Annotated in this window: 15 protein-coding genes and 2 pseudogenes; 8 read left to right on the top strand and 9 right to left on the bottom strand. The window is 69.2% G+C overall.

The window, feature by feature from the left end; genetic code table 11:
• Positions 1 to 416: 416 nt before the first annotated feature.
• Positions 417 to 1,163, bottom strand: a complete 747-nt coding sequence (locus tag IF655_RS03740; protein WP_199582045.1) for an SDR family oxidoreductase — start codon at positions 1,161 to 1,163, stop codon at positions 417 to 419.
• 99 nt (positions 1,164 to 1,262) lie between these two features.
• On the opposite strand from IF655_RS03740, the gene IF655_RS03735 reads away from it, so the two are divergent.
• The 4 genes and pseudogenes from IF655_RS03735 (at position 1,263) to IF655_RS03725 (ending at position 6,000) form a co-directional block, all read left to right on the top strand.
• The gene (locus IF655_RS03735; protein ID WP_199582044.1) at positions 1,263 to 2,219 is read left to right on the top strand and encodes a LysR family transcriptional regulator; all 957 of its coding nucleotides are present in this window, start codon (positions 1,263 to 1,265) and stop codon (positions 2,217 to 2,219) included.
• Between the two features lie 255 nt (positions 2,220 to 2,474).
• A pseudogene (locus IF655_RS03730) lies at positions 2,475 to 3,313 on the top strand (DUF5655 domain-containing protein).
• A 1,131-nt stretch (positions 3,314 to 4,444) separates the two neighbouring features.
• A complete protein-coding gene (locus tag IF655_RS30970; RefSeq protein WP_242488543.1) occupies positions 4,445 to 4,642 on the top strand; it encodes an AlpA family transcriptional regulator in 198 nt (65 codons plus the stop codon).
• Positions 4,633 to 6,000 (top strand): annotated as a pseudogene (locus tag IF655_RS03725) (tyrosine-type recombinase/integrase). The gene IF655_RS30970 and the pseudogene IF655_RS03725 overlap by 10 nt, the downstream one beginning before the upstream one ends.
• Before the next feature lie 61 nt (positions 6,001 to 6,061).
• Here IF655_RS03725 and adh read toward each other — a convergent pair.
• The 5 genes from adh to xylB form a co-directional block, all read right to left on the bottom strand.
• Complete coding sequence (adh, locus tag IF655_RS03720) at positions 6,062 to 7,585, bottom strand: aldehyde dehydrogenase (RefSeq protein WP_199582043.1); 1,524 nt, start codon at positions 7,583 to 7,585, stop codon at positions 6,062 to 6,064.
• Between the two features lie 57 nt (positions 7,586 to 7,642).
• Positions 7,643 to 8,977 (bottom strand): GAF domain-containing protein, encoded by a 1,335-nt coding sequence (locus tag IF655_RS03715; RefSeq protein WP_199582042.1) that lies wholly within the window; start codon positions 8,975 to 8,977, stop codon positions 7,643 to 7,645.
• Positions 8,978 to 9,057: 80 nt separating this feature from the next.
• Positions 9,058 to 9,660 (bottom strand): N-acetylmuramoyl-L-alanine amidase, encoded by a 603-nt coding sequence (locus IF655_RS03710; RefSeq protein WP_199582041.1) that lies wholly within the window; start codon positions 9,658 to 9,660, stop codon positions 9,058 to 9,060.
• A 537-nt stretch (positions 9,661 to 10,197) separates the two neighbouring features.
• Positions 10,198 to 11,406 carry an ROK family transcriptional regulator gene (locus tag IF655_RS03705; protein WP_199582040.1) on the bottom strand — a complete coding sequence of 403 codons (1,209 nt, stop codon included), beginning with the start codon at positions 11,404 to 11,406 and terminating at the stop codon, positions 10,198 to 10,200.
• Between the two features lie 107 nt (positions 11,407 to 11,513).
• Complete coding sequence (gene xylB / locus IF655_RS03700) at positions 11,514 to 12,959, bottom strand: xylulokinase (RefSeq protein WP_199582039.1); 1,446 nt, start codon at positions 12,957 to 12,959, stop codon at positions 11,514 to 11,516.
• Between the two features lie 205 nt (positions 12,960 to 13,164).
• On the opposite strand from xylB, the gene xylA reads away from it, so the two are divergent.
• Entirely contained in the window at positions 13,165 to 14,331 is a 1,167-nt protein-coding gene (gene xylA / locus IF655_RS03695; protein WP_199582038.1) for a xylose isomerase, read from the top strand.
• A 191-nt stretch (positions 14,332 to 14,522) separates the two neighbouring features.
• Positions 14,523 to 14,705: a hypothetical protein gene (locus IF655_RS03690; protein WP_199582037.1), complete on the top strand. Its 183-nt coding sequence runs from the start codon at positions 14,523 to 14,525 to the stop codon at positions 14,703 to 14,705.
• A 115-nt stretch (positions 14,706 to 14,820) separates the two neighbouring features.
• Here IF655_RS03690 and IF655_RS03685 read toward each other — a convergent pair whose 3' ends face one another.
• Both IF655_RS03685 and IF655_RS03680 read right to left on the bottom strand, forming a co-directional pair.
• Positions 14,821 to 15,660: a hypothetical protein gene (locus IF655_RS03685; protein ID WP_199582036.1), complete on the bottom strand. Its 840-nt coding sequence runs from the start codon at positions 15,658 to 15,660 to the stop codon at positions 14,821 to 14,823.
• A 140-nt stretch (positions 15,661 to 15,800) separates the two neighbouring features.
• Positions 15,801 to 16,046, bottom strand: a complete 246-nt coding sequence (locus IF655_RS03680; protein ID WP_374100169.1) for a hypothetical protein — start codon at positions 16,044 to 16,046, stop codon at positions 15,801 to 15,803.
• 151 nt (positions 16,047 to 16,197) lie between these two features.
• Between IF655_RS03680 and IF655_RS03675 the strand changes: the two genes are divergently transcribed.
• Positions 16,198 to 17,103 carry an oxygenase MpaB family protein gene (locus IF655_RS03675; RefSeq protein ID WP_199582349.1) on the top strand — a complete coding sequence of 302 codons (906 nt, stop codon included), beginning with the start codon at positions 16,198 to 16,200 and terminating at the stop codon, positions 17,101 to 17,103.
• 60 nt (positions 17,104 to 17,163) lie between these two features.
• Here IF655_RS03675 and IF655_RS03670 read toward each other — a convergent pair whose 3' ends face one another.
• A complete protein-coding gene (locus IF655_RS03670) occupies positions 17,164 to 17,763 on the bottom strand; it encodes a class I SAM-dependent methyltransferase (protein WP_199582034.1) in 600 nt (199 codons plus the stop codon).
• A gap of 174 nt (positions 17,764 to 17,937) precedes the next feature.
• Here IF655_RS03670 and IF655_RS03665 point away from each other — a divergent pair, with 174 nt between their 5' ends.
• A complete protein-coding gene (locus IF655_RS03665) occupies positions 17,938 to 18,714 on the top strand; it encodes an MHYT domain-containing protein (protein WP_199582033.1) in 777 nt (258 codons plus the stop codon).
• Positions 18,715 to 18,722: the final 8 nt, after the last annotated feature.

Here is an 18,722-nt window from a genome sequence, read left to right as displayed (position 1 = left end):
CTGCTCCTGATAGCCGTCGCGGGAGACCCGCACTTCGACACGTTGATCCCTGCTCAACGACCCGGTCGCGTACTTCGTGCGGGAACACGAGGAAGCGCGGCTCTTAGGTGTCCTGTGCGCCGTGCCGGGCTTCGCCCTGGTCAGCCCTCGATGGCGTGCGGACGGACACGGGCACAGACGGCCACTGGGAACAAGTCAACCGATATCTCGATGTCCTCGAGGCAGAGGCAGTTCCTCGGTCTGCTCTGTCACTCCTGAGACGGCAGACCGGGCGGACCCGTAAAGGCCAGCCTGGCGGCCCGAGCACATCCTCTACGAGGGCCTCCCGTCCAGCACTATCCCGGCCCGCGTCCGGCGGACCCCGACAGCATGCACCGACGCCGCTCCTCGGCGGGCGGACGTCGCCTGCCGCAGCGCTAGAGTTGCGAGGCCCCTCCGTCGACAGGGAACTCCGTTCCTGTCGAGAAGGTCGCATGGAAGGCCAAGTACGCCACCGCGGCGGCCACTTCCTCGGGCGTCCCGAGCCGCTGCATCGGAATGGTGCTCCGGTAGGTGTCCTTCGTCGCCTCGACGACGTCGGCGGGCAGTGAGGAGCGCTCCAGGATGCCCGAGTCGATCGGGCCGGGACTCACGGCGTTGACGCGCACCTTGCGCGGAAGCAGTTCGCGGGCCAGGGTGCGCGTCATCGACCGCAGTGCCGCCTTGCTCGCCGAGTAGACGCTGAGCGCGTCGAGGCCCAGAACGTTCACCACCGACGTGGTCAGGACCACGCCGCTGCCCTCGCGCAGCAGCGGCGCCAACGCCTGCACCATGAAGTAGGGGCCCTTGGCGTTGATGCCGAACACCTCGTCGTAGATCTCCTCGGTCGTCGAGTCGAACGGCGCTGACGCGGTGATGCCGGCGTTGACGAACAGCGCGTCCACCGCGCCGAACCGCTCCCGGACGATGTCGGCCAGCACTCCGATGTCCTTAAGGGACGCGGCGTCGCTGCGGACGGCGATCGCTTTGCTCCCCAACTGTTCCAACGCGGTGTCGAGGGCGGAGCCGGTGCGGCCGGTGATCAGTACGTGCGCTCCACCGTCCGCGAACAACTGGGCCGTGGCCAGGCCGATCCCGCTGCTTCCGCCCGTGATCACGATTTTCTTGCCGTCATAAGTGGTCATGCCCTCCAGTCAAATGACTGCCCGAGCATCGTGTCCAAGACCTGTTTCGTATGCCGTCATGTCCCAGGCGTATGGCGGCGTGCGACGTAGTCTGGGCGCATGGACGTCGATCTTCGGCTCGTGCGCTATTTCACGGTGGTGGCGGAGCACGGCAACTTCGGCCGGGCCGCCACGAAGCTGCATCTGGCGCAGCCGTCGCTGAGCCGCCAGATCCAGCGTCTGGAAGCTCAGGTCGGTGTCCGGCTCTTCGACCGCTCGCCGCAGGGCAGCAGCCTCACCGAAGCCGGGCAGGCCTTCCTCCCCCGGGCCCGGAGACTCCTTCAGGAGGCCGAGCAGGCTGTCCGGACGGCCAGAGTTGCAGTCCGGCCTCGCAGCGTCACAGTCGGCTATACCGAAGGCCTGGTCATCACTGCGTGCGTGCAGGAGTTGCGCCTTCGGCACCCCGACGGCCAGGTGCGCACCCGGCACCTCGGCTGGCGGGACACCCACGCCCTCGCCGAGGGACGGATCGACGCCCTCATTGCGTACAGGCCCCTCCCCTTTTTCACGGACGGCTTCCGGGTGACCAGGCTCCATGACGAGTCGCGGGTGCTCGTCACGTCGGTGAACCATCATCTGGCGAACGAGAGACACGTCAGCCTGCGGGCTCTGTCGGACGAGGAACTGGTGGCCTGCGTCAGCACTCCGGTGGTCTGGAGCACGCCCAAACCGGTCGGCGACCACCCGCCGCCACCCGCACCCGCACCCGACGACAGCTACGAGGACAAGCTGGAACTCGTCGCGACCGGTCACTGTGTCGCGATCTTCCCCGCCGGCGACCGACGCGCTACCGCACGCGAGGACATCGCCCTGGTGCCCGTCGTCGACATCGATCCCTGCGAGGTCGTGCTCGTCACGCGCGCCGACGATCCCAACCCGCTGCTCGCATCACTGGAGGACGTCGCACGAACGGTGCTCAGCGCTGGTTCCCGGCAGGGGAGCGACGAACCGTCGGTCGGCGGACCCATTCCGGGCGGAGCCGGACCGGTGTCCCTTTCTTCCGGGCACTCGGTGTGAACGGCGGCGATGGCTCAGGGTCGGGACCCGGGAGACGGTTCCGGACGGTGATCGGTGGGTCTACTTGTCGTGTGGGACGCCTGTCCGCTCGTACCGGTACCGCTGCCATCGCCTGAGTCCTCTTTGTTCGAACGGTGCATCGGATTCACCCGGTGTTCCGCCTGTTGGATCTGCCGTCTCGACCGGTCAGGAGGGCTTCGCGGAAAAAACCCTGCAGGTCCCGGCGTTGTGGATCTCCGTATCGAGAAGAGGGAGGTGTCGGGCCTGAAGCTGTTCCGCGCGAACACGATGAGTAGCGACATGATTGAGGTCATGCCGCGACTTGCTGACGTCGAGGCCGACGTACAGGCACTTATCGAGGCGCACATGGAGACGTTGCTGGGCGTCCGGTTCCTGGCGAGCGAGTACGGCACCGGGCCGGTCCGCGGGGGCCGGATTGACTCGCTCGGGCTGGACGAGAATGGATCGCCGGTCATCGTCGAATACAAGCGGGGCGTCGATTCCGGTGTTATCAACCAGGGGTTGTTTTACCTAAGTTGGCTTGTGGACCATCGGGCTGAGTTCGAGTATCTGGTGCGCGATCGGCTCGGGGCGACGGCCGTGTCTCAGGTGCGGTGGAGCGGGCCACGTCTGATCTGATCGACCTGGTCCGCTATCGACTCTTCGGCAGCGACCTACTGGGTCTTGAGACTGTCGCCTCTGTGAGCGGCGGCATGCAGGTAGTTCGCCGGGCGCGTCGCCAGGGCGCTGCAAGGGTGGCGGCCGGTATCCGGGGCGTGTCGATGGTGGAGTTGGCGAGCGCGGTCGACGAGGCCCTGCTCGGTCTCGGAGACGGTGTGACCCGTGTGCAGCGCAAGCAGTACACGGCCTTCCAGCGGCTGCGGAACTTCGCCTGCGTGTGTCCGCCCCAGAAGGCCAAGCTCCTGGTGTATCTAAAGGTCGACCCGCGACAGGTCGACCTCATACCTGGGCTCACCCGGGACGTGTCTGGGCTCGGACACCACGGAACCGGCGACCTGGAGGTGCAGCTTCGTACGCCACGGGACGTGGAGCGTGCGCAGGATCTGTTCCGGGCCAGCTACGCGGCGGCCTGATCGCTGCACGACGATCTCGCCGTGCGGATCTGGTGTCGGGCTGTGGTCGTCGAGAGCGCCGATCTCTCCGTCCTGCGTGCGGCCGATTGGTGATCTCATGCGGCGATCACGCTCGGCGGGTCTGGGCAGTCGGGGGGCGGTGCACATACTCGGCCCGCCCGTCCGCCCCTCGGATGGCTTCGGTGTGCTGCCGGGGGCACCCTGAAGAGGTGGCAGGTGGAAGTGCGGCTCCGATTGTCGTGCACCGGCCTTCGACGGCCGGCGGCCGCCGTGTCACAGCGCGCACTCGCGGGTACGAAGAGTTCCTCGGGACAGCCTATTCAGATCATGATCTGATAGTTTTCCTTGAATCCGCTGGCATTGATAACCCCGAAGGGATTCTGGACGATGCCGGCTGGATGGAATGGCGTGGCGCCAATCCGCACGACTGGGAAGCGTAGATATCTCGCGAATTCCTGCCTTCGCACCGTTTCGGCTACTACGTTCCCTAGTGCTGTGACCGCTATGGTTCGCCGGGTTGAGGAGGAGGGCCTTCCCGACCGGGCCCCTTATCCGTTAGGCAGGCTTTTTTATGCCCAAGTTCGTCTCCGGACGCACCCGGTCATAGCCGTGAATTTGCGGCAGCCATCATCGACGGCTGAGAGTAGGAATTCGCTCACGGCAGACGAGAAAGAACTCTCGAAGACTGGATACCGGCGCTAGATCCATGTCAATGTACATAACCCATCGGAAAATGACAGGTCAGACGCTATGGCCGAGGGCTGGCAAACGGCCTGAGACTGCGACGTTTGCCTGGTCCGCACTTGAGATGTGTGTCTGCCTGAATCCGCGATCCAATTTCTTCAGATGGTCACTCTGCCCTCGAATGCGACGAGGGCAGAGTGAGGCCGGTGCCGTGACGCGGCGCGCAACATAGACCATAAGCGCCGGTGAGCTAAACCGGCGATCGTGACGACCATTGAGGATGTTCGTAGCGACCGTGCTGGCGCTGGAGCTCTTCGAACACTACGACCCTTCGTGTCGGCGCCCCGCGCCACGCGATTGACAGTGCCCGCCCATCAGCCGTTACGGAGTGAGGGCAAGTGCTGCCGCTGGGTAATCGACAAATCCGAAATCGCCGAGGAAACATCAATGGCTCGTCCACCTGCGCTCAAGCTCGCCGAGGTTCTAGCGGAAATCCGGATGAGCCCATCGGCCTTCTACCGCCTACGCGCTCGCGGTCAGGCACCCCGAATGATCAAGCTGCCCAATGGTGAACTGCGCTGTCGCCGCGCCGACTTGGATGCGTGGTGGGAGGCGTGCGAAAGGGATACGCCTGAATGGCGATGAGTTACAAGGTCCGGTTCTGGGACATTCGCGAGCGGTCCGACCGCCGCAAGGGATTTGAGGTCCGCTGGACGGTCAACGGGCGCGAGAAGTCCGAGTCCTTCCTCACCAAGGGGCTGGCGGAGAGCCGTCGTGCCAAGCTGATGACCGCCGCTCGCGACGGTGAACCCTTTGATACCCGGACAGGGCTGCCAGCCTCCGAACTTCGTGCCCTGAAGCAGCGGACCACTTGGTACGTCCTGGCCCGGGAGTACATCGAGCAACGGTGGGACCGAACACCAGGTAACACGCGACGCACGCTGGCGGATGGGCAGACGGCACTGGACTGGCTGCAGCGACACTCCCTGCCTGTAGGTGAGTTGGATGATCCTGATGTGCTGCGGCGTGGCCTCGACGCACTGTGTCGGAAGGTCGATGGAACGGCCGCTGCCGCGAAGACCGTGAAGCGAAAGAAGGCTGCGGTCAACGAGGTGTTTGGTGTAGCCGTTGAACGCGGATATCTCGCGCAGAACCCGTTGAACGGTCTTCGCTGGACGGCGCCGGAAGTCGCCGATGAAGTCGATCCCGACTGCGTGCCGAACCCAGCCCAGGTTGCCCGATCGCTTTCGGCAGTGAGAGCCCTACCCGGCCGTGGCCCTCACCTGTATGCCTTCTTCGGCTGTATGCACTACGCCGCCATGCGCCCAGCCGAGGTGATCCATCTGCAGAAATCCCAGTGCCGGCTGCCAGTGAGTGGCTGGGGCCTACTGAACCTGAAGGGCGGCGTCGTGACTGCCGGCAAGGAGTGGACGGATGACGGCGCTGTCCATGAGATCCACTCCCTGAAACGGCGCGCAGCCAAGGCGACACGCTCGGTGCCGATACCTCCGGTGCTCGTCCGTATGCTGCGCGAACACATACGGAGCTTCGGTGTTGCACCCGACGGGCGCCTGTTCCGGAACGCAGCAGGGAACTACATCGACGCCTCGGCGTACGGCATCACCTGGGGGTGAGCGCGTGAGGCTGCTCTCACGATCGACGAGCACGCCCTTGACCTCGCGAAACGTCCCTACGACCTGCGCCACGCCGGCATCTCGTTCTGGCTGGCCTCCGGCGTCGACCCCGCGGAGTGTGCCCGTCGGGCTGGTCAAAGCATCCAGGTCCTCTTCCGCTGCTACGCCAAGTTCCTGGCTGATGCACGGAACCACGCCAACACCCTGATCGAAGACTCCATGCGGCGATGGGAGGCGGCGGCGGACGATGACGATGCGGAGAGCGCCTTAGCGGGATCTTGGCCCGGAAATGCCCCGGAACTGCTGGTCAGACCCGGGATACGGGTGGGAGATATCGGGAGTAAGAGCGTAATTCGACTCGCTGCTTAGATGCGTGCTGAGAAGGGCAACTGCCGGGCATCTGCCCTGGTCAGGCGCCCTTCTTCTGCGCCTAGAAGAAGCCCAGCTTCTTCGGCGAATACGACACCAGCATGTTCTTCGTCTGCTGGTAGTGCTCCAGCATCATCTTGTGTGTCTCGCGGCCGATGCCGGACTGCTTGTAGCCGCCGAAGGCGGCGTGGGCCGGGTAGGCGTGGTAGCAGTTGGTCCAGACTCGGCCTGCCTGGATGGTGCGGCCGGCGCGGTAGGCGGTGTTGATGTCGCGGGTCCAGACGCCGGCGCCGAGGCCGTAGAGGGTGTCGTTGGCCAGCTTCATGGCGTCGTCGAAGTCGCCGAACGACGTGACCGAGACGACCGGGCCGAAGATCTCCTCCTGGAAGATCCGCATACGGTTGTCGCCCTCGAAGATGGTCGGCTGGACGTAGTAACCGCCCTTCAGCTCGCCTTCGTACTCGACGCGTTCGCCGCCGGTGAGCACCTTGGCGCCTTCCTGGCGGCCGATGTCCAGGTAGGAGAGGATCTTCTCCAACTGGTCGTTCGACGCCTGGGCGCCGATCATCGTGTCGGTGTCGAGGGGGTGCCCCGGCTTGATGAGGTTGGTGCGGGCGACGGCGGCCTCGATGAACTCGGCGTAGTGACCGCGCTGGACGAGCGCGCGGGACGGACACGTGCAGACCTCGCCCTGGTTGAGGGCGAACATCGTGAAACCCTCGAGCGCCTTGTCGCGGAAGTCGTCGTCGTGCAGCCACACGTCGTCGAAGAAGATGTTGGGCGACTTGCCGCCGAGCTCCAGGGTGACCGGCTTGATGTTCTCCGAGGCGTACTGCATGATCAGCCGCCCGGTCGTGGTCTCGCCGGTGAACGCCACCTTCGCCACGCGGGGGCTGGAGGCCAGTGGCTTGCCCGCCTCCACCCCGAAGCCGTTGACGATGTTCAGCACGCCCGGCGGCAGCAGGTCGGCGACGAGGCTGATCCAGTAGTGGATGGACGCCGGGGTCTGCTCGGCGGGCTTGAGGATGACCGCGTTGCCCGCGGCGAGCGCCGGGGCCAGCTTCCAGGACGCCATCAGGAGCGGGAAGTTCCACGGGATGATCTGCGCGACCACGCCGAGCGGCTCGTGGAAGTGGTACGCCACGGTGTCGTCGTCGATCTCGCCGAGCGAGCCCTCCTGCGCGCGGATGGCACCCGCGAAGTACCGGAAGTGGTCGATGGCGAGCGGGATGTCGGCGGCCAGCGTCTCGCGGACCGGCTTGCCGTTCTCCCAGGTCTCGGCCACCGCCAGGGCCTCCAGGTTGGCCTCCATGCGGTCGGCGATCTTCAGCAGGATGTCCGAACGCTCCGTCACCGACGTACGGGCCCAGCCGGGCGCCGCCGCGTGCGCCGCGTCCAGCGCCCGCTCGACGTCCTCCGCCGTACCGCGCGCGATCTCGGTGAACGGCTGCCCGTTGACCGGCGAGGGGTTGTCGAAGTACTGGCCGCGCGCAGGCGGGACGTACTCACCGCCGATGAAGTGGTCGTAGCGCGGCTGGTAGGAGACGATCGAGCCCTCGGAGCCGGGCGTCGCGTATCGGGTCATGCTGCTCTGCCTCCCGGTGAAGTGCCGCCCGCCGTTGGACGGCTCTCGCTGAGAAAACTAGACGGGCGGACGTTGCACATATGTTGCGTTGCTGGTCAGCGCGGGTGTGCGGGCCCGGGGTGGCCGCCGGACCATCGTCGCGGGTGCGGCCAGTTCGGCCTCCAGGGCCGCGAGCCGCGCTCGTACCGGAGCCGTCGGCCGAACCGCCGCCAGCGCTCGCCACACCGGCAGATCGACCTCGCCCCACGGAGCGTGCGCCCAGTCGGCGAGCAGATCCGGATCGCCGTGCGTGATCAGCGCCGTCCGCAGAGCGGCGGCGAGCCGTCGCCGGAGCCGCACGACCGCGGGCGCCTGCGAGCCCGGCAGGAGCGGACCGCCGTAGGCGCGGCACGCCGCGGTGAGCGCACCCGCCTCCAGCCTGCGTTCCACCACGGCGACATCGGACTCCACCGGAGCCGTCAGCCGGTACGGACGTGAGGCCAGGAGCCCCGGTTTCAGCAGCCGACGCAGCCGGGCCAGTTCGGCGCGCAGTGTCACCGGCGTCACCGACTCGTCCGCGTAGAGGGCGCACAGCAGCTCGTCGCCGGTCATGCCCTCGGGGTGGCGGGCCAGCAGCACGAGGATCTCGCTGTGCCGTCGGCTGAGCCCGATCCGAGGCCCGTCGCCCAGGCGGAGCTGCGCCTCGTCACGCCCCAGCGCGCTCAGGAACGGAGCGTCTTCGGCGTTGCCCGGCGGGCCGAGGAGGGCCAGGTGCGATTCGGCCGCCCGTGCCACCGCCTGCACGAAGCCCAGGCTGTGCGGATGCGCCAGCCGATCGCCGCCGGTGATGTCCACGGCGCCGAGGACCCGCCCTGTGCGCGGATCGTGCACCGGCGCGGCCGCGCACGTCCACGGCTGCACACGCCTTATGAAGTGCTCGGCGGAGAAGACCTGGACCGCCCGGTCCACGGCCACGGCGGTGCCGGGCGCGTTGGTCCCGACGGCGGTCTCCGACCAGAGCGCACCCGGTACGAAGTTCATCCGGTCCGCCTGACGCCGGGTCGCCGGATGCCCCTCGACCCACAGGAGTCTGCCGTGCGCGTCGCACACCGCCAGCAGATGCTCGCCGTCGGCGGCGAACGTGCCCAGCAGCTCTCTGAACAACGGCATCACCCGGGCCAGTGGATGCTCGGCACGATAGACGCCCAGGTCACCGTCGGTCAGCTCCACGTTCGCCGTGCCGTCGACCCGCACACCCGCCCGCGCGCTGCGCCGCCAGGACTCCGCGACCACCGACCGCACCCGTTGTGGCACCGTGCCCGCCGTGGTGAACTTCTCGTGCGCCTGGCGCAGCGACCTGACCCGCTCGGCCGGGTCGGCTCCGGACTCCAGGGCCACCCACTGATCGGTCAACTCGTCCTCCCCGGGACGATGGAACGGCTGGGATCATCGTCACGCGCGGTGCCGACTCGGACAACCGGCATGACGTGGGACTAGGCGAAATTGACCAGTCTGATGTAGCGGACCCAGTCCCAGTTCACCCCCGGGTCGGTGTGATCGGTGCCGGGAACCTCGTAGTGGCCGATGATGTGCTCTCTGTCTCTCGGGATGCCGTACTTGGCGCAGATCGTCGCCGTCAGCCGCGCGGACTGCTCGTAGAGCGCGTTGGTGAAGTAGGAGGGCTGATCCACCCAGCCCTCGTGCTCGATGCCGATGCTGCGGGTGTTGTAGTCCCAGTTGCCCGCGTGCCAGGCGATGTCGGACTCCCGGACGCACTGGGCGACGTGACCGTCCGCGGAGCGGACGACATAGTGCGCGGACACCTGCTTCGCGGGGTTGCTGAAGACGTTCAACGCGCCGATGTAGGTCTCCTGAGTGACGTGGATGATCACACGATCGATCTTGTAGGCGGAAGGGCGGCTGGAAACGGTGTAGTTGGCGCTGTTCGCCGGATACCACTCCCCGTCCGGATAGTCCTGGGAGGGCTGCGCGCTCGCTGGGGGACCGGACAGCAGGGCGTAGGGAACGGCGGCGAGTGCCGCACCCTTCAGGATGCCGCGTCGGCTGAGGTGGTGAAGGTGCCGCTTCTTGTCCATCGTCCGATGCCTTTCTGAAGGTGGGAAGTTGGGCACAGCCGATCGGAAACCGGTCGTCGGACCGGTACCGGATCGCGTTCCGAGGCCATGGCCGACCGCCGCCGACGACGCCGCACACGCGAACGGCTCTCACGTGTGTATCCCCGCTGTGTGCGAGCAGTTCAGTGCCACGCGCGACGGTCGAGGGGATTGGGCCTCCCGGGTTGCCCACCGGCATGCGTCCGGCTCACCGGAGTGGCTGTGCTGCCCGACGCGTGTCGTTCCTCGATGCCGTGCGTGTGCGTTCCTCGTGCGAAGTGGGGCACGCCGGGCTGGTCCGGCGGTCGCGCCTCGTGTTAATCACGGTACGGCGAGGGCGAGTTGCGCAGAAGAGCGTGCGACGTTTCCGTGGACGGCGCCGGTGCTGTGGACAACTCGGCCGCCTGAACGAGTGAGTTTCGGCAGACCCACAAGGGGCATCAAGCCGCGCACCAAGTCACTGCAGGACCAAGCGGCATCGGCCACCGCGTCGCAACGCCGGCCCTGGGAAACGCCCCGTCAGAACCGTTCCGCCACGACCGCCGGATCGTCCAGCACCGCTCGCACCACGGCATGGGCCGCGCCGAGCAGCGGCCCCTCCGGACCGAGCGCGGACACGGTCACCGGGCATGCCGGACCGGCTGTGCGACCGCGCAACTCCGCCTCCAGCGAGGGCAGCAGCCAGGGCGAGAGACCGGCCAGGGCTCCGCCGAGGACGACCGTCTCGGGGTCGAGGAGGTTGACCGCTCCGGTCAGGGCGATCCCCAGCGCCGTTCCGGCGTCGCTCAGCGCGCCGCGTACGGCCTGGTCGCCCGATTCGGCGCGCTCCGCGAGCAGCCCGACCAGTTCCTCGTGCGGTTCGATCCCGGCCGCCCGCCGTACCGCCTCCTCGCCCGCGTACTGCTCCAGGCAGCCACGGCCGCCGCAGGGGCAGTCGGGTCCGTCGGGCCGCACCGGCACATGGCCCAGTTCGCCCGCGAATCCCCGCGTACCGCGCAGCAGGTCTCCGTCCACGACGACCGCCGCGCCGATGCCGATCTCCGCCGACACATGCAGGAAGTCGGGGGGAGTGCCGACGCCGAGCCACAGCTCGGCGAGAGCGCCGAAGTTCGCCTCGTTGTCGACGGTGGGGGACAGCTCGGCGGGCAGCAGCGCGCCGAGGTCCGTGCCCTGCCAGCCGAGGTTCGGCGCGCGCACGACCGTGCGGCCGTCGCGGGCGATCAGACCGGGCACGGCCACCGCGAGCCCCGCGGCCCACAGACCGTCCCGTTCCGCCTCCGCCACGACCCGGCGGATCAGCTCGGTGAGTTCCTCTGTCACCGGTTCGGGAGCACGCCCCCGGTTGGAGCCGTGGCGCACCGCCCGGGCACGCACCCTGCCGCGCAGGTCGACGGCGCAGACGGCGAGGTGGTCCACGCCGACCTCGGCACCGATGCCGGCCGGGCCGCGCCCGCTCACCGCGAGCGCCGATCCCGGTCGCCCCACGCGACCGGGTCGCTCCGGGCCCAGTTCTTCCAGGAGTTCCCAGCGGATCAGGTCGTCGACCATGGTCGAGACGGCCGCCCGGGTCAGGCCGATGCGGGAGGCGACCGCGGCCCGGGACAGCGGGCCATCCGCGCTGACGGCGTGCATGACGCGCCCCAGGTTGCGTCGGCGTATGCCGTGCTGGGTGTCCGGCAGCGCGCGCCCCGTCCTCGGCGGGCGCGCGTCGGGCAGCGGTGCGGTCATGCCTCCGTCGTTTCCTCGGTGTTCCTTTGTGCCGCCATGGTGGTCCGTCGGTTCACGGCGTCCATGGTGTGCCGCTGATAAGCGGGTTCGCGGCCGACCCGTTCCGCTCAGCCGCGTTCCGTACCCCGCTCCAGCAGCGGGGCCGCGTCGGAGAGTACCCCGGAGATCCGGGCGAGGGCGGCCTCGTCCCGCTCGACGGGGTCCAGCACCGGTCCGGCCGCCGTGTTCCAGCGCCGTGCAACCGACGCGGGGTCCTCACCGGTCAGCAGGCCCGCCGCCTGGGCGGCGGCGCCGAGCGCGACCAACTCCCTGGCCTCGGGGATCTGGACCGGACGGCCCGACAGCCTGCGTACCGTCTGCCGCCAGGCCGTGCCGCGCGCGCCGCCGCCGATCAGCAGCAGGGGAGTGGTGCGGTCGGCGTCCTGGTCGAGCACCAGGTCGAGGGCGCCGAGCAGGGAGTGGACGGCGCCGTCGTAGGCGGCCTGGAGCAGTTGACCGGCGGTCGTGTCGTGGCGCAGCCCGTGCAGCAGGCCGGAGGCGTGCGGCAGGTTCGGTGTGCGCTCGCCGTCCAGATACGGGAGCAGGGTGACCGAGGTGCCCGGCTCCACGGCCTCACGGTCCAGGCCCAGCAGGGCGGCAATCCGATCCACCGCGAGCGTGCAATTGAGGGTGCAGGCCAGCGGCAGCCAGTCCCCGTGCGCGTCGGCGAAACCGGCGACCGTACCGGTCGGATCGGCGGGCCGGTGCCGGGAGACGGCGTACACCGTGCCGGAGGTGCCGAGGCTCAGCACGGGGGTGCCCGGACGCAGTCCCAGACCAAGTGCGGCGGCCGCGTTGTCGCCCGTGCCCGGCGCGACCAGCGTGCCCTTGGAGAACGGCAGATCATGGCTGTCGCGAACGGTGCCGGCCACCTCGCCGGGACGCACGACGCGCGGCAGCAGCGCCGGGTCGAGCCCCACGTGAGCCAGGGTCTCCGCGTCGTACGTCTCCGTCCCGGACGCCCACCAGCCGGTGCCGGAGGCGTCGCCCCGGTCGGTGGTGCCCTGACCGGTGAGGCGTTCGGTGAGGTAGTCGTGGGGGAGCCGCACCGCCTTGGTGGCGCGGACCGCCTCGGGCTCGTGCTCGGCCAGCCATGCCCACTTCGTCACCGTGAACGAGGGGCCCGGCACGCTTCCCGTGCGCTCCGCCCAGGCTTTCGGACCGCCCAGCTCGTCCACGAGACGGCGGGCCTGCGGTGCCGAACGGACGTCGTTCCACAGCAGGGCGGGCCGCACCGGTTCACCCTGTCCGTCCAGCGTGACCAGGCCGTGCTGCTGGCCGCCGATGGACACGGCCGCCGCCTCGCGCGCCGCGTCGCCGCACTGGTGAAGCGCCTCGCACAGGGCCGCCCACCACTGGCGCGGATCGCTCTCCCGTCCCTCGCCGGAGGACACCGTGTGGGGCGCCTGACCGCTCGCCACCACCTCCCCGGTCGCCGCGTCGACGACCAGCGCCTTCGTGGACTGCGTGGACGTGTCCACGCCGACGACGAGCGGACCCTCGGCTGCTGACATCGGGCTCTCCTCTTCCGCGGCTCTGCGGGACGGACGGCGAGCGGTCCCGGCACCGGCATGGTTCGCACTTACGTCGAAGCCGCACGGCACCTGTCGAAGCCCGCCTCACTGTCCGAGACACCTTGTCTCTTCCCAGAGATGTGTTCGCATACTAATTTGTAAACGGCCATGACGAAATAGCCGTGCGCAGCGAAGGAGCCGCGACATGAGTTACCAGCCCACCCCCGAGGACAGGTTCACCTTCGGTCTGTGGACCGTCGGCTGGCAGGGCAAGGACCCCTTCGGCGACGCCACCCGCCGTGCCCTCGACCCGGTCGAGACGGTCCAGCGCCTGGCCGAGCTGGGCGCCCACGGGGTCACGTTCCACGACGACGACCTCATCCCGTTCGGAGCCTCGGAGACCGAACGCGAGTCGCACGTCAAGCGCTTCCGGCAGGCACTCGACGCCACCGGCATGTCCGTGCCGATGGCCACCACCAACCTCTTCACGCACCCGGTCTTCAAGGACGGCGGTTTCACCGCCAACGACCGCGACGTGCGCCGCTATGCCCTGCGCAAGACCATCCGCAACATCGACCTCGCCGTGGAACTCGGCGCCCGGACCTATGTCGCCTGGGGCGGCCGCGAGGGTGCCGAGTCCGGTGGGGCCAAGGACGTGCGGAACGCGCTGGACCGGATGAAGGAGGCGTTCGACCTCCTCGGTGAGTACGTCACCGCCCAGGGCTACGACATCCGCTTCGCCATCGAGCCCAAGCCGAACGAGCCGCGCGGCGACATCCTGCTCCCGACCGTCGGCCACGCCCTCGCCTTCATCGAGCGCCTGGAGCGGCCCGAGCTGTACGGCGTCAACCCCGAGGTGGGCCACGAGCAGATGGCCGGGCTCAACTTCCCGCACGGCATCGCCCAGGCGCTGTGGGCGGGCAAGCTCTTCCACATCGACCTCAACGGCCAGTCGGGCATCAAGTACGACCAGGACCTGCGCTTCGGCGCCGGAGACCTCCGGTCCGCCTTCTGGCTCGTCGACCTGCTGGAGAGCGCCGGTTACGACGGTCCCCGCCACTTCGACTTCAAGCCGCCGCGGACCGAGGACCTCGACGGGGTGTGGGCGTCGGCGGCCGGCTGCATGCGCAACTACCTGATCCTGAAGGACCGTGCCGCCGCCTTCCGGGCCGATCCGGAGGTCCAGGAGGCCCTGCGCGCCTCGCGTCTCGACCAGCTCGCCCAGCCGACGGCGGCGGACGGCCTGGACGCGCTGCTCGCCGACCGCACCGCGTTCGAGGACTTCGACGTCGAGTCCGCCGGTGCGCGCGGCATGGCCTTCGAGCGGCTGGACCAGTTGGCGATGGACCACCTGCTCGGCGCGCGGGGCTGAAATACCCGCGCCGGGTTCGAAACGCGGGTGTGTACCCGGCTCACCGTCCTCGTAGTCCCTGATGGGCCCCCGAGATTGCGTCTCAGGGGCTTCTCAGGGATGTCTCAGGGGCGGGGGCCGGAACCGCGGCGCTCGCGGAGCCGTTTCCCATGCAGAGAGCGGCAGTGGCTGCGACGAAGGAGGCGACGCTCATGTCCAGGAACGCGAAGATCGCGGTGGGTGGTCTGGCCGTCGGGCTGATCTTACTCATATGGCTGCCCTGGTGGGTGGCGCTTCTGATCATCGTGGGAGTCCCGGCAGCGGCCTATCTGGCACTGGACCCCTCGCAGCGGCGGAGGCTGCGCCGGGTCACGCGAAAGGAGCTGGGCCGCTGACGCGAGCCGCGTCCATCCTCTCGCCGAGCCGGCCGTGGGCGGACCGGGCACTGGAGGCCGCGCTGGCGCGGGTGGCGCGGTACCTCCGGTGCCGTCGGGAGTGTCCGCCGTCGGATCAGTTGGGCCGGACGGCCATCTTGTCCAGCGCCTCCAGCAGGCCGGGAAGCTCCGGACCACGGCCCACCGGAAGTACCTCGCCGGGCTTCTCGTCTAGGAGGACGAAGGCGATGTCGTCGGTGCGGGCCACGATCGACCAGCCCGGACCGTCCGCGCGCAGCGTCCGGGCGTCACCGGGGGCGAACGCCGAGCGGACCCGGCCGAGCGGCGGCGGTGAATCGAGGTACGCACGCGCCTCCGCCAGCACCCGCCGGACTCCCGGATGCCCGCTCTTCGGCTTGCGCTCCTCGGCCGGGGGCGCGGACTCGGCCTCTGCCGCCGAATCGTTCGACGTGGCGAAGACGCCGCCGGTCAACTTGTTCCGCCATGTCGCCCACTGGAGCGCGATCTCGTCGGCTCCGAGACGCCGCTGCGCCGGTCCCCAGACCGTGGCGTCGGGCGGGACGAGCGGTTCCATGCCACCGTCCTCGGGGGACGGGTCGTGCGGTGCGGGCACATCGGGTGCCGCGACGGCGACGGCGAGGGGCCAGCCGGGCAGCGCCGCCACGATCGTCCGCTCGTCCGGCGAGAGGTCGTACTCCATACCGCAGTCCCAGGACGCGATGGCCACGGCGACCAGCGACACGTCGTCGATCACCGCCGTCCAGCGGGCTCCCTCGCCGTCCTGGCCGAGGACCAGTCCGTACCCGTCGGCGCACGGCGCCAGTCCCAGTGCCGCGCACGCCTCCGGATAGTCGTCACCCAGCACGCTGGGGAACTGTGCCGGTGTCAGCAGCACCGCCGTGAGTACGAACAGCGCGTCGCTGGAGGCGACGGTTTCCTCGTCCGTCCCGGCCATCTCAGCCTCCCCAGTGGTTCGTCCGTGGCGCGCACCCTAGTGGGAGCAGGAGAGGGTTGTCACGAGTGCGCGCACCACCCGGAGCTGCGGTTTTCCGCCCGGACAGGGGCGAATCATCCCCTGTCCGTCACCGCCGTCTTTCACACCGCGGGCAGGCCGAGGAGGTCACGGGCGACCGCACGGGGAGACATGGACCGCTCCCGGGCGAGACTGACGACGGCACGACACGCCAGCTCGTTGACCCCGAAGGACAGAGCCTCCGGCGACACCCAGGCCGACGCCTCGTCCATCCCGTCCTGATCGTCCTCGGCGCGCGCCACCACATAGGCGGCCGCCGCCTCGAACAAGTTGGGGGTGCGCCGTGCGGGGCTCCCCACGGGCTTCACCTGTGAGGAGGTGCTGTGGAACTTGGCCGCGTACCTGCGGATCGTGTCGAACACGCGGACCGCCTTTCCCCTGACCGGGGTAGTCGCCGATCGAGCATCTGCCGCTGTTCACCGTAGAGTTGGAGATTCAACGGCAGAAGGGGACATGTCAGTGAAACGGTTCGCGCGGCTCCAGGAGATCCGGCGGCTGGACCCCGTCGCCGACGCCCACGAGATCTACCGGCTCAGTGCTGCGTTCGAATTCCCCTGGGACTACACCCGAGCGCTGGAACTCGCCCTGTTCCGCACCTACGCCGTCCCGAGCATCGGACGCCTGCTGGCGGAGACGGCGGAGCTGACCGACCGCACGCAGAAGCGCTACGACGACACCGCGCTGCTCCTCGACACCGTCATGGAACACGGCTTCGCCGCCGACCAGGCCCGCACCGCGATCCGCCGGATCAACCAGATGCACCGCGCCTACGACATCAGCGACGAGGACGTGCGCTACGTCCTGTCCACCTTCGTCGTGATGCCCCGGCGCTGGATCGACGCCTACGGCTGGCGGCGCCTGTCCCGGCACGAGGTCGTCGCCACCACCGAGTACTACCGCACCTTCGGCCGACACCTGGGAATCTCCGGCATCCCGGAGACCTACGAGGAGTTCGAGGACCTGCTCGACTCCTACGAAGCGGCCCACTTCGGCTGGGACGAGCGTTCCCGGCAGGTCTCCGACGCCACCCTCGACCTGATGGCGTCCTGGTACCCCGGCCCTCTCGCACCCCTGCTGCGCACGGCCACGCTCGCGCTGCTGGACGAGCCGCTGCTGCGCGCCTTCCGGTACGAAGCGCCCGGTGAGTCGACAATCGCGCTCGTACGCCGCGTCGTGCGCACGCGCGGCCGCCTGGTCCGGCTGTTGCCACCGCGCCGCGCCCCGCACTTCGCCCGCCAGAACTGGGAGGTCAGAAGCTACCCGGGCGGCTATCGCCCTGCCGAGCTGGGAACCTGGCCCGTGCCGGGGCTGGGCGGCTGCCCGGTACGGCACACGAAGGCTCCGGCGGCCGACGCGTCGGAGTGAGCGGAGTTCGCGCGGGCACCGGTTGTCGCCGCGTCACCCCCACGTGTGTCCCGCGGCGCCTCAGGGCTCGCGTACCGCCAGGGCCAGGAAGTGGTCGTCCTGGTCGACGTACGACGTCATGCGCCAGCCCGAACCCGCGAGCAGCGGCCCCAGATTGGCCTCGGCGCGCAGATCGGCCGGGGTGAGTTCCCGCCCTTGGCGTGCCGCCAGCGCCGCCCGGCCGATGGGGTGGAACAGCGCGAGCAGCCCGCCGGGCCGCACCACACGGGCCAGCTCCCGCAGGTTCTCGGCGGGCTCCGGCAAGTGCGCGATCAGCCCCGCGGCGAAGACGGCGTCCAGCGACTCCGAGCGCAGCGGCAGCGCGACGACATCGGCGAGCACTAGTGCCGCGTCGCGGTCCCGGCCCGCGTCCACCGCGGCCCGGAGCATCGCCGGGGTCAGATCGGCGCCGATCACCGCCCCTTTCGACCCGACGGCGGACCGCAGGAACGGCAGCGCGCGTCCCGTACCGCAGCCCGCGTCCAGCACGCGGTCGCCCTCGCGCAGCCCGAGGTCGGCCACCGCCGCCTCGTAGGCGGGTCCGTCGTCGGGGAACTTGCTGTCCCAGCCGGCCGCCCGGGCGCCGAAGAACTCCTGGACGTGTGTGTGGTCGTCACTCATGTTCCGCATGATCTCTCACCGGAACCGATGACGCCGCCGCGCACCTGATCGAGCACGATAGGACCCGTTCGTCGCAACTCTGTGTCATGGTGCGACAGCGTTTGCGTCATGTTGTGACACCTTTCGAAACGCGCCCCCTGCGCACGCCCCCGCTACGGCTAGCGTCCGTGGGCCATGGGACATATGGACCACGCCGCCTTCGGCTGGCTGACACCCGCACTGTCGTACGCGATGGCCTGCACAGGTGCCGCGCTCGGCCTGCGCTGCACCGTGCGCGCGCTCGCCACCACCGGACGCGCGCGCCGCAACTGGCTCGTCACGGCCGCCTCCGCGATCGGCACCGGCATCTGGACCATGCACTTCGTGGCCATGCTCGGCTTCCGAGTGAGCGGCACCGACATCCGATACGACGTGCCCCTGACCATTCTCAGCCTCGTCGTCGCCATGGTCGTCGTGTGTGCCGGTGTCTTCGCCGTCGGCTACAGCAAGGACCGCAACCGGGCGCTCCTGATCGGCGGTCTCACCACCGGTCTCGGCGTCGCCGCCATGCACTACCTCGGCATGGCGGCGGTGAGGCTGCACGGGCACGTGACCTACGACCCCGCCCTGGTCGGACTCTCGGTGGTGATCGCCGTCGTGGCCGCGACCGCGGCGCTGTGGGCGGGTCTCAACATCAAGTCACCCCTCGCGGTGACCCTCGCCTCCCTGGTCATGGGAGCCGCCGTCAGCAGCATGCACTACAGCGGGATGTTCGCCGTGAGCGTGCGGGTCGACCCCTCGGGCGCGCCGCTGCCCGGAGCGACGGCGATGCAGTTCATCTTCCCGCTCGCCGTCGGCCTCGGCTCCTACCTGTTCATCACCTCGGCCTTCGTGGCCCTCTCACCCACGGCCGACGAGCGCGCGGCGTCCGCCACCGCCCAACAACGGCCCGTCGAGAGCGCCGCCCGCTAGCGGCAGCC

Source organism: Streptomyces sp. DSM 110735 (assembly GCF_016482685.1).
In the GTDB taxonomy this organism is placed as follows: domain Bacteria; phylum Actinomycetota; class Actinomycetes; order Streptomycetales; family Streptomycetaceae; genus Streptomyces.
The sequence above is the reverse complement of the archived record's forward strand: the minus strand, read 5'-3'. Positions and strand labels throughout refer to the sequence as shown.